Here is a 16,128-nt window from a genome sequence, read left to right on the forward strand (position 1 = left end):
CGATCCTCCCCCCGTGCGGAGGATCGGGGCCGAATCCATGCTTGAGCCCGGCGCCGCGATCAACAAGGCTTGGGCCCGTCCCGGACATGTCCCACCCCGTCCGGGCCGGACTCGCAGCGAGGGAGCGGCACGCATGACCACGGGCGATCAGCTTCCCGATCCGCGGTCGGCCCGCACCGCCGCCGAGTTCGTCGCCCAGCTCCGCCGGCTCAAGACCCGATCCGGCCTCACCTACCGCGAACTCTCCGCCCGCGCCACCGCACTCGGCGAGGTCCTGCCGCGCTCCACCGTGGCCAACATGCTGTCCCGCACGACCCTCCCGCGCGACGAACTCCTCGCCGCCTTCGTCCACGCCTGCGGCCTCGGCCCGGCGGAAGCAGCGCGGTGGGAGGCGGTACGGAAGGAGCTCGCGGTACGGGGCGCGGTCGAGGCGGCGGGGGAGGAAGACCCGGCGGAGGAGGCCCCGGCGGAGGCCGGGCCGGAACCCGGGCCGGAACCCGGGGCGGAAGCCGCGCCGGACCGCGCCCCGACGGGTGCCCAGACCCTGACGCTCCCCGGTCCGGAGACCCTGGCGCCCCCCGGCCCCAGGGCCCCGGCGCCCTCGGGTGCCCCGGCGCTCCCGCCCGCCGCCGACCTCCGGCCCCCACGGCGGCTCGGGCTCGTCGGTGTGATCGGAGTGGCCGGACTGGTGTTCGCCGCCGTCAGTGTCGTGGCCCTGGTGCGGGGCGGCGGGCCGGAGCACCGGGGCGGGCCGGGGGAGGGGGCGGTGCGGATCCGGGCGGTGGACTCCGGGCTGTGTCTGGGGGAGCGGCGCGGCGAACGGTCCGGCCAGGTGCGGCAGCTGGACTGCGCGGAGGCCGGGGTGCCCCGCTACTCGCTGAAACGTCTCGGCGGCGACCGCTGGCGGATCGTCACCGACCACCCCGACTACGGGCCCGGCTGCTCGGGCCTGCCGTCCGGCGGGCGGATACCCGACGCCGCGCTCGAGGACTCCGAGTGCGGCGACCCCACCCGGGTCGAGGCCTTCACCCTCACCCCGCACGGCTCCCGCCCCTCCGCCTACCGGATCGCCCCGGCGGGCTCCGCGACCCCCGGCACGTGCGTCACGGTGACCGGGAGCCCGGCCGGGGAGGGCGCGGCGCTGGCCCAGGCGCCCTGCCGGGCGGACGCGAAGGGCCAGCTCTTCCTCTTCGAGAAGGTCTCCGAGAAGGTCCCCGACAAGGTCCCCGACAAGGTCTCCGAGAAGGTCTCCGAGAAGGCGCAGTAGCTCCGGGCCGTCAGACGGCGGCGCGCTCCACCAGCCGCTCCCGCAGGGCCTCCAGCACGGCCGGGTCCACGGCGAGGTGACCCGTGGCGTAGTCGCGCACCGAGCCGTACGTGGCACGCAGGTCCGCGAGGACCAGCCGCATGACGACGGCCGGGGCGCGGCCGAAGCCGTTCCAGCGCACCTCGCGGTCGGGGTGCGCGGCCTTCCAGTCGGTCAGGAAGCGCTCGGTGGCGAGCTCGGTGAGCGCGAAGTCCGCCACGACGTCCTCGTCCGGGACGTCGAGCAGGGCGAGGACGAGCGCGGCGAGCAGGCCGGTGCGGTCCTTGCCGGCGGCGCAGTGGAAGACGACCGGGCCCTCGGCCGCGGCGATGACCTCCAGGGCCCGGCGGAGTTCGACGGCCCCGTCGAGGGCGACCTCGGCGAACCGGTCGGCGAGGAAGCGCCAGGGGTCTGCGTCGGGCTCGCGGTCCACCTGGTCGTACGGCCGGTGCTCGATGCTCAGGTTGTGCCAGGTCTGCGGCTCGCTCTCGGGATGGCGGCCGCGGGACGCTATCTCCCACGGATAGCGCAGGTCGATCACGGTGTCGATGCCCAGCTCCCGGAAACGCGTCAGATCACAGGCGCGTGCGTCGGGGCCGGCGAGCTTGCCGAGGGAGTCGGAGCGGTAGAGGGTCGCCCACCGCACGCTCCCTCCGTCGGCGGTCGGATAGCCGCCCAGGTCACGGAAGTTGTGGAGCCGTTCGAAGGTGATGTGTCGGTTCACACGGTCACTGTAGGGGCGCGACCGCCGCCCAGAAATGGTCCGTGATCTCGTCCAGATAGGCCCGGCCCTCGTCGCCGGTCGCACCGGACGCGCCCCAGCTGCTCGTCGCGGCCATCCGGGCGTGGTACTCGGAGTGCAGCCGCTGGAGCGCCTGCTCCACCGCCTGCCGGGGCAGCGGCAGCAGCTTGTTGACCGGTTTCGCGTAGGCCTGCCAGCGGGTCGTCGCCGCGTCCCGGAGCAGGCCGTCGAGTTTCTCGTCGCCGCCGGTCGCGGTCAGCAGGGCGCGCGGGCCGAGGCCGAGCACCTCGGCGAGGGCGGCGGTCTGCCGTTCGGTGCCGCGCCAGCGGCCGGTCTGTTCCATGCGCAGGTACGCCCCGGGGTCGAGCCCCACCTGGCGGGCCAGGTCCTCGGGCGTGAGGCCGCGCGCGAGCCGGTGCTCGCGCAGGGTGGTGGCGGCCATCAGCAGCTCGGCGGGGGAACACCACAGCACGCCGGCGAGGGCGGTGAGCTCCTGCGAGGTGGGGGCGGCGCGGCCGCGCTCCCAGGCGACGACGGTCTCGGGGGTGACGAACAGGCCGTACTGGGCGCGGAGTCCGTAGGCGACGTGGCCGTGGGCCATGCCGAGCCCTTCGCGCAGTCGGCGCGCGGCGAGGGCGTTGAAGGGTGGGGAAGGATGGTGCACCCGGCCACGGTAGGAGCGGCGGTTCACTCCTGGCTACGGTGTGTTCACCCAACGCTTTCGCTTGTGGGAACGTCGGAACCGATCAGTAACCGGTCGGGCGCGATCCGTCAGCCCCGTGCGGCCTGACCCGCCCGGCCCGCCCCTTCCCCGCCCCGCGACGTCAGTGCCCGCGGTCCTCCAGCCACCGGTACTGCAGCTCCGGCCGCCCGATCTGGCCGTACTGCGGGGCCCGGGCCGCCCGGCCCGCGGTCACCAGGTGCTCCAGATAGCGGCGCGCGGTGATCCGCGAGATGCCCACGGCCGTGCCCGCCTCGGCGGCCGTCAGTCCGTCCGGCGCGGCCCGCAGGGAGCGGGTCACCGCCTCCAGGGTCGGGCCGCTCAGGCCCTTGGGCAGGGCGGCCGGCTGGGGCGCGCGCAGCGTCGCGAGCGCCCGGTCCACCTCGTCCTGGCCGGAGGCCTCGCCGGCCGTCGCCCGGAACTCCGCGTAGCGCACGAGCCGGTCCCGCAGCGTCGCGAAGGCGAACGGCTTGAGGACGTACTGCACCACGCCGAGCGACACGCCCTCCCGCACGATCGCCAGGTCGCGCGCCGAGGTCACCGCGATCACGTCCGCCGCGTGCCCGGCCGCGCGCAGCGCCCGCAGCAGCTGGAGCCCGTGCCCGTCGGGCAGGTAGAGGTCGAGCAGCAGCAGGTCCACCCGGGTCCGGTCGAGCAGTCGCACCGCCTCGGCCCGCGAGTGCGCCACGCCCACCACCGTGAAGCCGGGCACCCGGCCCGCGTACAGCGCGTGCGCGTCGGCGGCCACCGGGTCGTCCTCGACCACCAGCACCCGGATGTCCCTGGCCGGCGCCCCGGCCGCGCCGCTCATCGGCCCGCCTCCTCCGGAAGCGGGCCGGACACCGACTCGGAGGCGGCCCCGGACGTGGCGGCGGACGTGGCGGCGGCCCCGGACCTGGCCCCGGGCTCACCCGCGGTTCCGGCCTTGGACCCGGTCCCGGCCTCAGTCGCGGTTCCGGCCTCGGACTCAGCCCCGGCCTCGGACCCGGCCGCAGCCGCGGACCCGGTCCCGGCCTTGGACCTGGCCCCGGCCTCAGCCGCGGTCCCCGCCTCGGACCCCGGCTCAGCCGCGGTTCCGGCCTCAGCCTCGGACCCAGCCTCGGACCTGGACCGGTGCCCGGACCCGGAGGCGGCCGCGGACCCGGGCGCAGTCGCAGTCCCGGCCTTGGACCTGGCCCCGGCCTCAGCCGCGGTTCCGGCCTCGGACTCAGCCCCGGCCTCGGACCCGGCCTCAGCCGCGGACCTGGCCCCGCCCTCGGACCTGGCCCCGGCCTCAGCCCCGGTCCCGGCCCCGGTCCCGGCCGTCGCGGCGGCCTCGGTCGCGGGCCCGGGCAGGGCCGGGCCGAGCGGCAGTCGTACGGTGAACTCCGCGCCGCCCAGCGGGGACTCGGTGAGCGTCAGGGTGCCCGAGGCGCGGCGCACGGCCTGCTGGACCAGGGCCAGGCCGAGGCCCCGGCCCGGGCCGCGGGTCGACCAGCCGCGGCCGAGCACGGCGGTGCGGTCCGCCGGGCGCACCCCGGGCCCGCTGTCCCCGACCCGCAGCAGCAGCTCGCCGCCGCCCGGCTGGTCGTCACCGCCCTCCTCGGCGAGCGCGGTGACGACCACCCGGGCGCTGCGGGCGGCCCCGCCGAGCGCCGCCCCGGGGGCCTCGGCGGGACCGGCCGCCTCCACCGCGTTGTCGATCAGGTTGCCGAGGATGGTCACCAGGTCGCGGGCCGGCAGCGACACCGGGAGCAGCCCGTCGTCGATCCGGCTGTCCTCGGTGAGCACCAGCTCCACGCCCCGCTCGTTGGCCTGCGCGGCCTTGCCGAGCAGCAGCGCGGCGAGCACCGGCTCGCCGACCGCCGTGACCACCCGGTCGGTGAGCGCCTGCGCCAGCTCCAGCTCGGCCGTGGCGAAGCCCACCGCCTCCTCGACCCGGCCCAGCTCGATCAGCGAGACCACGGTGTGCAGCCGGTTCGCCGCCTCGTGGGCCTGCGAGCGCAGCGCCTCCGTGAAGCCGCGCTCCGAGTCCAGCTCGCCGGAGAGCGCCTGGAGCTCCGTGCGGTCCCGCAGGGTGACCACGGTGCCGCGGCGCTCGCCGCCGACCACCGGGCGGGTGCTCAGGACGAGCACCCGCTCGTCGGTCAGGTGCAGCTCGTCCACCCGCGGCTCGGCCGAGAGCAGCGCCCCGGTCAGCGGCGCGGGCAGCCCGAGCTCGGCGGCCGAGCGGCCCACCACGTCCGCCCCGGCGAGCCCGAGCAGCTCCCGCGCCCCGTCGTTGATGAGCGCGATCCTGCGCTGTCCGTCCAGCATCACCAGGCCCTCGCGCACCGCGTGCAGCGCGGCCTCGTGGTAGTCGTGCATCCGGCTCAGCTCGGTCGCGTTCATGCCCTTGGTGTGCCGGCGCAGGCGCGCGTTGATCACATAGGTGCCGAGGCCGCCGAGCGCGAGCGCCGCGCCCGCCGTCCCGAGCAGCGCGGTGACCTGCTCCCGTACCTGCGCGCTGATCCGCTCGATGGTGATGCCCGAGCTCACCAGGGCGATCACCCGGCGCCGGCCCGGCGCCGCCGACGGGTCGTCGAAGACCGGCGCGACCGTGCGCACCGAGGGCCCGAGGACGCCCATGTGGGTCTCGGAGAAGGTCTCGCCGCGCACCGCCCGGTCGATGTGCCCGAGGTAGGTGCGCCCGATCTGCTCGGGCTCCGGGTGCGTCCAGCGGGTGCCGTCCGGGGCCATGACCACCACGTAGCTGACCCCCGCGTCCCGGCGCAGGGCCTCCGCGTAGGGCTGGAGCAGCGGCGTCGGGTCCGTGCGGTCCGCGTCCCGGGCCGCCGCCACCACGGCCGGGGAGGCGGCGACCGCCGCGGCCGTCGCCGTGGCCTGCCGGCGGGCGGTCTCCTCGGCCTGGGCGCGGTCCGTCACGTAGGCGTAGACGGCGCAGCCCGCGACGACGGCCGCCACCAGCACGACCTGCATGGCGAAGAGCTGGCCGGCCAGGCTGCGGGGGCGGGGGAGGCGGAGACGCATGTCAGCCAGTGTGCCCCGGCCGCGCGCGAGCGCGGTACCTCGGCCGGCGCCGCAGCACTTCGGCCATGAACGAAACGTACGCAACGGTGACCCCGGTCACAGGGCTGGTGGATAGTCGCGGGGATCCACCGGGACGTGGACGACTCAAGGACGAGGAGGACCCCGTGGCCGCACGACGGGACCGCACCCACTATCTCTATCTGGCCGTGATCGGCGCCGTGGTGCTCGGCATCGCCGTGGGCTTCCTGGCGCCGGAGTTCGCCGTCGAGCTCAAGCCGCTCGGCACCGGCTTCGTCAACCTGATCAAGATGATGATCTCGCCGATCATCTTCTGCACGATCGTGCTCGGCGTCGGTTCGGTGCGCAAGGCCGCCAAGGTCGGCGCGGTCGGCGGCCTCGCCCTCGGCTACTTCCTGGTGATGTCGACCGTCGCCCTCGCCATCGGCCTGGTCGTCGGCAACATCCTGGAGCCCGGCTCCAGCCTGCACCTCACGAAGGACCTCGCCGAGGCCGGCGCCAAGCAGGCGGAGGGCGCGAGCGAGGGCACCGTCGACTTCCTCCTCGGCATCATCCCCAAGACCATCGTCTCGGCCTTCACCGAGGGCGAGGTGCTGCAGACCCTGCTCGTCGCGCTGCTCGCGGGCTTCGCGCTGCAGGCCATGGGCGCGGCCGGCGAGCCGGTGCTGCGCGGCATCGGGCACATCCAGCGGCTGGTCTTCCGCATCCTCGCGATGATCATGTGGGCCGCGCCGGTCGGCGCGTTCGGCGCGATGGCCGCCGTGGTCGGCGCCACCGGCGTCGACGCCCTGAAGTCGCTCGCCGTCATCATGATCGGCTTCTACGTCACCTGCGCGCTGTTCGTCTTCGTGGTGCTCGGCACGCTGCTCCGGCTGGTGGCCGGGGTCAACATCCTCAGCCTGCTGAAGTACCTGGGCCGCGAGTTCCTGCTGATCCTCTCCACCTCCTCGTCCGAATCGGCGCTGCCCCGCCTGATCGCGAAGATGGAGCACCTGGGCGTCTCCAAGCCGGTGGTCGGCATCACCGTCCCGACCGGCTACTCCTTCAACCTCGACGGCACCGCGATCTACCTCACGATGGCCTCGCTCTTCGTCGCCGAGGCGATGGGCAACCCGCTGTCGGTCGGCGAGCAGATCTCCCTCCTCGTCTTCATGATCATCGCCTCCAAGGGCGCGGCCGGCGTCACCGGCGCCGGGCTCGCCACGCTGGCCGGCGGCCTCCAGTCGCACCGCCCCGAACTCGTCGACGGCGTCGGCCTGATCGTCGGCATCGACCGCTTCATGAGCGAGGCCCGCGCCCTGACCAACTTCGCCGGCAACGCCGTCGCCACCGTCCTGGTCGGCACCTGGACGAAGGAGATCGACAAGGCCCGGGTCGACGAGGTGCTCGCCGGCCGCGTCCCCTTCGACGAGACCACCCTCGTCGACGACGGCCACGGCGCCCCCTCCGCCGTACCGGACCAGCGGGCCGACGGCGAGGGCGAGAAGACCCCGGCCGGCGTCTGAACCTCCGTGCCCCGAGCTCCGGGCCCCGGGCCTTGAGCCGGATCCGGGTCCCGGACGCGGAACGCCCCCGCCACACGCGCGACGGGGGCGTTCCGCACCCCATGGCCGGGCCCGGCGGCCCTCCCGGCTCAGTCCTCCGGTACGGCACGCGGCTCCGGTACGGCGTCCAGCGCCGCCGACTCCGCCTCCGTGAGCACCAGGTCCGCGGCCAGCGCCGAGTCCCGCGCGGTCTCCGGCCGGCTGGCGCCCGGGATCGGCAGGACGTGCCCGCCGGGCCGGGCGAGCAGCCAGGCGAGGGCGACCCGCTGCGGCGACACGCCGCGGTCCCGGGCCACCCGGTGGAAGGCCCCGAACCGCGGGTCCTCGCCCAGCGCCGAGCTCCCGTCGAGCGAGCTGCGCGAGAGGCCGCCCAGCGGGCTCCACGGCAGGAAGGCCAGGCCGAGCTCGGCGCAGAGCCGCAGCTCGGGCTCACTGTCCCGGACGGCGGGGGAGTAGCGGTTCTGCACCGAGACCAGACGGTCGCCCAGGATCTCCCGGGCCAGCAGGATCTGCGCCCGGTCCACGTTCGAGATCCCGGCCAGCCGGACCGTGCCCGCATCGATCAACTCCCGTATCGCGCCGAGCGATTCGGCGTAGGGCACGGCCGGGTCGGGCTTGTGCAGCTGGTAGAGCCCGATCGCCCCGCCGCCCAGCCGGCGGGCCGAGTCCTCGGCGGCCCGCCGCAGGTGCTCGGGCCGCCCGTCGACCGTCCAGCCGCCGTCGGCGCTCCGGCCCCGGCCGCCCTTCGTGGCGACGAGCACCGCGTCGCGGTCCCCGCCGTACGCGGCGAGCGCCCGGGCCACCAGCCGCTCGTTGGCCCCGGTCTCGCCGCCCGGCGGGTGGTAGGAGTCCGCGGTGTCGAGCAGGGTCACCCCGGCGTCCAGGGCGGCGTGGACGGTGGCGAGCGCCCGGGCCTCGTCCGGGTGGCCCTCGATGGACAGCGGCATCGCGCCGAGTCCGACGGCGCCGACGGTGCGGTCGCCCAGCGTGCGGTGCCGCATCAGGCCTCCCCGGCGCCGGCCGCGGAAAGGGTCTCGGCGATTGCCCGGCCGAGCCATTCCGAGGAATGCGAGAAACGGAAACCCAGCGATTCCGCGCGGGAATTGTCCATGCCGTACGAGCGGGCGAAGGAGAACGGCGACACCGCCCCGACCTCGACCTCGCGGAAAACGGTCCGGCCGCCGGTGAGCTCCTCGATCCGCGCGCAGATCTCGGCCGTCGTCAGCGGCCCGTGGGAATGCGCGTTCACCGGCCCGGTGAATTCCGTGCCCGTCGCCGCCCACGCCAGGAAGTCCGCGATCTCCTCCACGTAGACATAGGTCGCGGGCCGGTTCACCGGCGGCACGGCGACCGGCTCGCCCGAGCGGATCCGCTCCGCGTAGTGCCCGATCCGCCCGGTGAAGTCGTCCGCGCCGCCGAGCACGTGCGCGACCCGCACCGCCGCCCACGCGAAGGAGGCCCCCCGGTCGGCGGCGAACACCGCCTCCGCCTGCCGCTTCCCCTCCCCGTAGTGCGCCTCCAGGAACTCCGGGTCGTCCCAGGGCAGCTCCGGGTCGACCGCGACGGACGCCGGGTCCACGGCGCCCTCGGCGACCGGGGCCGCCGCGTCCTCGTACTCGTACACCTCGACCGTCGAGGTCATCACATAGCGCCGGGTGCGGCCCGCGAAGACGCGGGTGGCGACGGCCGCCTGGCGCGGGGTGTAGCAGACCTGGTCGACGACGACGTCGAAGCGCCGCCCCGCCAGGACCTCTTCCAGGGCCCGCTCGTCGTTCCGGTCGGCGACCAGTTCCGTCACTCCCGCCGGCGCGGGGGAGGACCCGCGGTGCAGCACCGAGACGGTGTGCCCGGCCTCCAACAGGCGTGTGACCAGGCGCTTTCCGAAGTAGCGGGTACCGCCGATGACCAAGATCTCCATGTCCTCCAGTGTTACGTTGGGGCCTCGCCGACTGAAGGGGGAAACATGGGAGTCCGGGCCGTACCGCCGAAGGAACCTCGGTCGCAGCGGCCGGCCGCCGTCGAAACGACGGCGGCCGCTTTCGACGCCGTGGACCGGCAGATCCTGGACCTGCTGCAGAGCGACGGACGGATCAAGCTGAGCGAGCTCGGCCGCCGGGTCCGGCTGAGCCCGGCCGCCGTCACCGAGCGGGTCCGCCGCCTGGAGGCCTGCGGCGCGATCACCGGCTACGGCGCGCAGGTCGCCCCCGCCCTGCTCGGCTACGGCATCCAGGCCTTCGTCCGGGTCAACCCGCACGGGGGCTACACCCTCAAGAGCCCCCGCACCCTCGAACTCCTCGCCCGCCCCGAGATCCGCGAGGCGCACCACGTGGTCGGCGAGGACTGCTGGATCCTCAAGGTCGCCGTCACCGGCACCGTGCACCTGGAGGAGGTCCTGGAACAGATCTCCGCCCTCGGCCGCACCACCACCTCCATCGTGCTGACCTCCCCGGTGGAGCGGAAGCCGCTCCTCCCTGCCTGACCGGACCGCCGTCAGCCCTCCGCGCCCGGCCCGTCCTGCGGCCACAGCAGGGTGGAGTGCTCCGCCACGAGCCCCCGCACCCGCTCCAGCAGCCCGGCCGCGGGCAGCGGTGCCAGCCGGCGGCCGTCCCGGAGCCGCACGGACACCTGGTCGGCGGCGGCCTCCTTCGCGCCGATGACGACCTGGTACGGGACGAGGCGCGCCCCGCGGATCCGGGCGCCCAGGGTGCCGTGGTGCGGGCCCACCACCTCGGCGCGCAGACCGAGCGCGGCGCAGCGGTCGGCGAACCGGGCGGCGGCCCCGTGCTCGGCGTCGGAGACCGGCAGCACGGCGAGCTGCACCGGGGCGAGCCAGGCGGGGAAGGCGCCGGCGTGCCGCTCCACCAGGTGGGCGACGGCGCGTTCGACGCTGCCGACGACCGAGCGGTGGATCATCACCGGGCGGTGCCGGGCGCCGTCGGCGCCGATGTAGTGCAGGTCGAAGCGCTCGGGCTGGTGGAAGTCGACCTGGACGGTGGAGAGGGTCGACTCGCGCCCGGCCGGGTCGGCGACCTGCACGTCGATCTTCGGCCCGTAGAAGGCCGCCTCGCCCTCGGCCTCCTCGTAGTCGAGCCCGGAGGCGTCCAGGACCTCGCGGAGCAGCGCGGTGGCGCGGGCCCACTTCTCGGGCGCGTCCACGTACTTGCCGCCGGGCCCGGCGAGCGAGAGGCGGTAGCGGGCGGCCTCGACGCCCATCGCGGCGTGCGCCTCGCGGATCAGCCGCAGCGCGCCGGCGGCCTCCTCGGCGACCTGGTCGAGGGTGCAGAAGACGTGCGCGTCGTTGAGCCCGATGGCCCGCACCCGGGTGAGCCCGCCGAGCACCCCGGACAGCTCGGAGCGGAACATGCCGCCCAGCTCGGCCATGCGCAGCGGGAGTTCGCGGTAGCTGTGGGCGCGGGAGCGGAACATCACGGCGTGGTGCGGGCAGAGGCTGGGCCGCAGCACGAACTGCTCGCCGCCGACGTCCATGGGCGGGAACATGTCGTCCTGGTAGTGCTCCCAGTGCCCGGAGATCTCGTACAGCTCGCGCTTGCCGAGCACGGGCGAGTACACGTGCCGGTAGCCGGCCCGCCGCTCGGCCTCCCGTACGTACTCCTCCAGGGCGTGCCGGACGACGGCGCCGTCCGGCAGCCAGTACGGCAGCCCGGCGCCGATCAGCGGATCGGTGTCGAACAGGTCCAGTTCGCGGCCGAGCCGGCGGTGGTCGACGACGTCCTTCGCGAGGTCTCTCGCGACACCCTGCTCGATGTCCTGCGCGATTCCCTGGTCGATTCCCATGGTCACTCCTCGTGCGGTCGGGGGAGGGACGAGGCCCGGACGGCACGACGAAGCCCCGGGGCACTCGCCCCGGGGCTTCGGACAAACTCAGCTGTCAGCGCGCCGGGACACTCTCCGGCGTCGTCGTCTGGAACGCGGCACGCTGCTTCATGCGGTGGAGGCTAGCAGGGGACGGTCCGCCCGCGCACGGGTTTTCTCCGGCCCGCGGGACCGGGACCCGGCTCGTCAGGACACAAAAAAGCCCCGGACTAGAATTGCAGTCAGGGGTGCGTCTCGCGTATATTTCTGGATTCCGTGTCCGCGCACAACAGTGACACGGACTGATTCACTAAACGCACTGTATCGCGCCGGGAGTCGAATTGTCAACCGAAGAATTTCGGAACGAGCAGAAATTCATCACCGAGCTCTACGCACGACTCGACGCCCTGAGGGACCAGGCCGAGGCGGGGGTCGCCCGCGCCCTCGCCACCCCCGGCGAGGGCAGTGCCCAGGCCCGCCTGGAGCGGGACGTACTGGTCGCCGAGCAGTCCGGCCTGCTCGCCGCGCTCAACGCCGGCGAGACCGGACTCTGCTTCGGCCGGCTGGTCTTCCGCGACGGGCGCGACCACCACATCGGACGGCTCGGCATCCGCGCCGACGACGCGCAGCGCACCCCGCTCGTCGTCGACTGGCGCGCCGAGGTCGCCCGCCCCTTCTACCTCGCCACCGGCCACACCCCGATGGGCCTGACCCGCCGCCGGCACCTCACCACCAAGGGCCGCGAGGTGGTCTCCCTGCACGACGAGGTGCTCGACCTCCGCGACACCACCCGCACCGGCCACGAGAACCGGGACGCCGACGAGGTGCTGCTCGCCGCGCTCGACGCCGCCCGCACCGGCCGCATGCACGACATCGTGCAGACCATCCAGGCCGAGCAGGACGCCATCATCCGCTCCCCGCACCGCGGCGTCCTCGTCGTCGAGGGCGGCCCCGGAACCGGCAAGACCGCCGTCGCCCTGCACCGCGCCGCCTATCTGCTCTACGCCCACCGCGAGCAGCTCGCCCGGCGCGCCGTCCTCATCGTCGGCCCCAACCCCGCCTTCCTCGGCTACATCGGCAACGTGCTGCCCTCCCTCGGCGAGACCGGCGTCCTGCTCGCCACCCCCGGCGAGCTCTACCCCGGCGTCCACGCCACCGGTACGGACACCCCGCGCGCCGCCGCCGTCAAGGGCTCCGCCCGCATGGCCGAGGCGCTGGCCCGGGCCGTCGCCGACCGCCAGCAGGTGCCCGAGCGCGGCGCCCCCCTGATCGTGCCGCACGAGGACGGCGACCTGGTCGTCGACTGGGACATGGCCCTGGAGGCCCGGCACAAGGCCCGCGAGACCCGGCTGCCGCACAACCTGGCCCGCCCCTACTTCGTCTTCGCGATCCTCGACGCCCTCGCCGAGCAGCTCGCCGACCGGATCGGCGCCGACCCCTACGGCGGCCCCAACTTCCTCGGCCCCGACGACCGCGCCCTGCTCGCCAAGGGCGTCGCCGCCAACCCCGAGGTGCACGCCGCCCTCGACACCCTCTGGCCGGCCCTCACCCCCGAGGAGTTCCTCGCCGACTACCTCGCCGAGCCCACCCACCTCGACGACGAGGCCGACCTCGCCGCGATCCGCCGCGACGGCGGCGCCTGGACCCCGGCCGACGTGCCGCTGCTCGACGAGGCCGCCGAACTCCTCGGCGAGGACGACTCCGCCGCCCGCGCCGCCGAGGAGGCCGAGCGGCAGAAGCAGATCGCCTACGCCCAGGGCGTCCTCGACGTCTCCTACGCCTCGCGCACCTACGAGTTCGAGGACAAGACCGAACACGACGCCGACGCCTCCGAGGTGCTGTCCGCGCACGACATCATCGACGCCGAGCGCTTCGCCGAGCGCCACGAGGAGGCCGACCACCGCAGCGCCGCCGAACGCGCCGCAGCCGACCGCACCTGGGCCTTCGGGCACATCATCGTCGACGAGGCGCAGGAACTGTCCGCGATGCTGTGGCGGCTGCTCATGCGCCGCAGCCCCACCCGCTCCATGACCCTGGTCGGCGACCCGGCGCAGACCGGCGACCCGGCAGGCGTCGGCTCCTGGCGGGAGATCCTCGCCCCGTACGTCGAGGACCGCTGGGAGCTGGTCCGGCTGGGCGTCAACTACCGCACCCCCGCCGAGATCATGGCCGTCGCCACCGCGGAGCGGCGCGCCGCCGACCCCGGCTTCGAGCCGCCCCGCTCGGTCCGCTCCACCGGCGTCGAGCCGTGGGACCGCGCCGTCGAGGACCCGGTGAAGGAGACTGCCGACGCGGTGGCGGCCGAGCTGCGCCCCGAGGGACGGCTCGCCGTCATCGCGCCGGCGGAGCTGCACCCCGAGCTGGTCGCCGCGCTCCCCGAGGCCGCCCACGGCCCGAAGCCCGACCTGACCCGCCCGGTGGTGCTGCTCGACCCGCGCCAGGCCAAGGGCCTGGAGTTCGACACGGTCCTGGTCGTCGACCCGGAGGGCATCCGGGCCGGCGCCCCGCACGGCGTGAACGACCTGTACGTGGCGCTGACCCGGGCCACCCAGCGGCTGGGCGTGATCAGGCGGGCCTGAGCCAGACCGTCGCGAGCGGCGGCAGCGTCATCCGGACGCTCGCCGACCGCCCGTGCCACGGCACCGACTCGGTCTTCACCGGGTCGGTGCCCACCACGTCACCGCCCCCGTAGCGGGCCGCGTCCGTGTTCAGCACCTCCGCCCAGGCCGCGAAGTCCTCCGGCACGCCGAGCCGGTAGTCGTGCCGCACCACCGGCGAGAAGTTGGACACCGCGAGCAGCGGCGAGCCGAACGCGTCGAAGCGCAGGAAGGCGAAGACGTTGTCCTCCGCCGCGTCGCCGACGATCCACTGGAAGCCCTCCGGCGAGGTGTCCCGCTCCCACAGCGCGGGCGTCGCCGTGTAGACCGTGTTCAGGTCGCGCACCAGGTCCCGTACGCCCCGGTGGTCACCGGCCGAGTGGTACGTCTCGTCCATCAGCCACCACTCGGGGCCGTGCTCCGCCGACCACTCCGCGCCCTGCGCGAACTCCTGCCCCATGAACAGCAGCTGCTTGCCCGGGTGGGCCCACATGAAGCCCAGGTACGCGCGGTGGTTGGCGCGCTGCTGCCACCAGTCGCCCGGCATCTTCGACACCAGCGAGCGCTTGCCGTGCACCACCTCGTCGTGCGAGATCGGCAGGATGTAGTTCTCGCTGTACGCGTACACCATCGAGAAGGTCATCTCGTGGTGGTGGTACTTGCGGTGCACCGGGTCCTTGCCGACGTAGCCCAGCGAGTCGTGCATCCAGCCCATGTTCCACTTCATGCCGAAGCCGAGCCCGCCGAAGCCGCCCGGGCCGACCTGGTCCGTCGGCCGGGTCACCCCGTCCCAGGCCGTGGACTCCTCGGCGAAGGTGACGACCCCGGGGCAGCGCCGGTAGACGGTGGCGTTCATCTCCTGGAGGAAGGCCACCGCGTCCAGGTTCTCCCGGCCGCCGAACTCGTTCGGCAGCCACTCGCCGCCCTCGCGCGAGTAGTCGAGGTAGAGCATCGAGGCGACCGCGTCCACCCGCAGCCCGTCGAGGTGGAACTGCTCGCACCAGTACACCGCGTTGGCCACCAGGAAGTTGCGCACCTCCTTGCGCCCGTAGTCGAACTCCAGGGTGCCCCAGTCGGGATGGGCCGAGCGGCGCGGGTCCTCGTGCTCGTACAGCGGGCGCCCGTCGAACTCGGCCAGCGCCCAGTCGTCGCGCGGGAAGTGCGCCGGCACCCAGTCCATCAGGACGCCGATCCCGGCCCGGTGCAGCGCGTCCACCAGGAAGCGGAAGTCGTCCGGGGTGCCCATCCGCGCGGTCGGCGCGTAGAAGCCGGTGACCTGGTAGCCCCACGAGCCGTGGAACGGGTGCTCGGCGACCGCCATGAACTCGACGTGCGTGAAGCCCAGGTCGCGCACGTACCCGGGCAGCTGCTCGGCGAGCTGACGGTAGGTCAGGCCGGGTCGCCAGGACGGCAGGTGCAGCTCGTACACCGAGATCGGCGACTCGTGGTGCGGGCGGGCGCCGCGCCGGGCCATCCACTCCTCGTCCTGCCACACGTGGTGGTCGGCGGTCACGATCGAGGCGGTGTTCGGCGGGCACTCGGTGCGCCGGGCCATCGGGTCCGCGCGCAGCGTGTGGCTGCCGTCGGGCCGGGTGATGTCGAACTTGTAGACCGCGCCCTCGCCGACGCCCGGCACGAACAGCTCCCAGACCCCGGACGAGCCCAGCGAGCGCATCGGCAGCGCGCTGCCGTCCCAGTACGTCCAGTCGCCGGTCACCCGCACCCCGCGGGCGTTCGGCGCCCACACCGTGAACCGGGTGCCGGACACGCCCTGGTGGGTCATCACGCGGGCGCCGAGCGCCGTCCACAGCTCCTCGTGCCGGCCCTCGCCGATCAGGTGCAGGTCCAGCTCGCCGAGCGCGGGCAGGAAGCGGTACGGGTCGTCGAGCACCAGCTCCTCGGCGTCGTAGCGCACCCGCAGCTCGTACTCCGGCACCTTGCGCAGCCGCGGCACCAGGACCGAGAACAGTCCGTCGCCCTCCGACCGCAGCTCGACCCGGCGCCCCTTCGGCAGGACCGCCGCCACCTCCTTCGCCCAGGGCCGCAGCACCCGGATCACCACCCCGCCCTTCACCGGGTGCGCGCCGAGCAGCCCGTGCGGGTCGTGGTGCTCCCCGGCGATCAGCCGGGCCCGGTCGCCGGGGTCGAGCGGGGGTGCCGTGCGGGTCGGGGGTGCCGTGCGGGCGGTCGTGCCGGCCTTCTTTCCTGCGGGCGTTCCTGCGGGACGGGCGGTCACCGGGGGTGCCTCCTGGGGGTGCGAGAGGGGTACGGGTACGGAACGCGCGGGCGCGCTCCGGGAAACTCGGCCGAACGGGCCCCGTCGGCGTCACCGCAGGCGGGGGGACCGGCCGGGCGGGCGCGCGGTGCGCCGAACGGGG

General features: G+C 74.6%; 11 protein-coding genes and 1 pseudogene. 4 read left to right on the forward strand and 8 right to left on the reverse strand.

Going from position 1 to position 16,128, the window contains the following annotated elements:
• Positions 1–133 precede the first annotated feature (133 nt).
• Positions 134–1,267, forward strand: a complete 1,134-nt coding sequence (locus tag ACIGW2_RS05885) for a helix-turn-helix domain-containing protein (protein WP_399841355.1) — start codon at positions 134–136, stop codon at positions 1,265–1,267.
• Between the two features lie 10 nt (positions 1,268–1,277).
• On the opposite strand, the gene ACIGW2_RS05890 is transcribed toward ACIGW2_RS05885, so the two are convergent.
• The 4 genes and pseudogenes from ACIGW2_RS05890 to ACIGW2_RS05905 form a co-directional block, all read right to left on the reverse strand.
• Positions 1,278–2,030 carry a tyrosine-protein phosphatase gene (locus tag ACIGW2_RS05890; RefSeq protein WP_391652573.1) on the reverse strand — a complete coding sequence of 251 codons (753 nt, stop codon included), beginning with the start codon at positions 2,028–2,030 and terminating at the stop codon, positions 1,278–1,280.
• A 4-nt stretch (positions 2,031–2,034) separates the two neighbouring features.
• Entirely contained in the window at positions 2,035–2,649 is a 615-nt protein-coding gene (locus tag ACIGW2_RS05895; protein ID WP_391652934.1) for a helix-turn-helix domain-containing protein, read from the reverse strand.
• Between the two features lie 223 nt (positions 2,650–2,872).
• Positions 2,873–3,580, reverse strand: a complete 708-nt coding sequence (locus ACIGW2_RS05900; RefSeq protein WP_391652574.1) for a response regulator — start codon at positions 3,578–3,580, stop codon at positions 2,873–2,875.
• Between the two features lie 518 nt (positions 3,581–4,098).
• Positions 4,099–5,778, reverse strand: a pseudogene (locus tag ACIGW2_RS05905) (ATP-binding protein); the annotation flags it as partial.
• Between the two features lie 164 nt (positions 5,779–5,942).
• On the opposite strand from ACIGW2_RS05905, the gene ACIGW2_RS05910 reads away from it, so the two are divergent.
• The gene (locus ACIGW2_RS05910; protein WP_391652575.1) at positions 5,943–7,301 is read left to right on the forward strand and encodes a cation:dicarboxylate symporter family transporter; all 1,359 of its coding nucleotides are present in this window, start codon (positions 5,943–5,945) and stop codon (positions 7,299–7,301) included.
• Between the two features lie 128 nt (positions 7,302–7,429).
• Here the strand turns inward: ACIGW2_RS05910 and ACIGW2_RS05915 are convergent, their stop codons facing one another.
• Positions 7,430–8,341: an aldo/keto reductase gene (locus ACIGW2_RS05915; protein ID WP_399841359.1), complete on the reverse strand. Its 912-nt coding sequence runs from the start codon at positions 8,339–8,341 to the stop codon at positions 7,430–7,432.
• Positions 8,341–9,258, reverse strand: a complete 918-nt coding sequence (locus ACIGW2_RS05920; protein WP_361579584.1) for an NAD-dependent epimerase/dehydratase family protein — start codon at positions 9,256–9,258, stop codon at positions 8,341–8,343. The genes ACIGW2_RS05915 and ACIGW2_RS05920 overlap by 1 nt, the downstream gene beginning before the upstream one ends.
• A gap of 45 nt (positions 9,259–9,303) precedes the next feature.
• Between ACIGW2_RS05920 and ACIGW2_RS05925 the strand changes: the two genes are divergently transcribed.
• Positions 9,304–9,819: an Lrp/AsnC family transcriptional regulator gene (locus ACIGW2_RS05925; RefSeq protein WP_361579586.1), complete on the forward strand. Its 516-nt coding sequence runs from the start codon at positions 9,304–9,306 to the stop codon at positions 9,817–9,819.
• 11 nt (positions 9,820–9,830) lie between these two features.
• Here ACIGW2_RS05925 and thrS read toward each other — a convergent pair whose 3' ends face one another.
• Positions 9,831–11,135 (reverse strand): threonine--tRNA ligase, encoded by a 1,305-nt coding sequence (thrS, locus tag ACIGW2_RS05930; protein WP_391652578.1) that lies wholly within the window; start codon positions 11,133–11,135, stop codon positions 9,831–9,833.
• Positions 11,136–11,494: 359 nt separating this feature from the next.
• Here thrS and ACIGW2_RS05935 point away from each other — a divergent pair, with 359 nt between their 5' ends.
• Positions 11,495–13,732, forward strand: a complete 2,238-nt coding sequence (locus ACIGW2_RS05935; RefSeq protein WP_399841364.1) for a HelD family protein — start codon at positions 11,495–11,497, stop codon at positions 13,730–13,732.
• Here the strand turns inward: ACIGW2_RS05935 and glgB are convergent.
• Positions 13,719–15,986, reverse strand: a complete 2,268-nt coding sequence (gene glgB / locus ACIGW2_RS05940) for a 1,4-alpha-glucan branching enzyme (protein WP_399841367.1) — start codon at positions 15,984–15,986, stop codon at positions 13,719–13,721. The two genes, ACIGW2_RS05935 and glgB, sit on opposite strands and share 14 nt — an antisense overlap.
• Positions 15,987–16,128: the final 142 nt, after the last annotated feature.

Origin of the sequence: Streptomyces sp. NPDC053541, from assembly GCF_044544705.1 — a bacterium.
Lineage (GTDB): Bacteria > Actinomycetota > Actinomycetes > Streptomycetales > Streptomycetaceae > Streptomyces.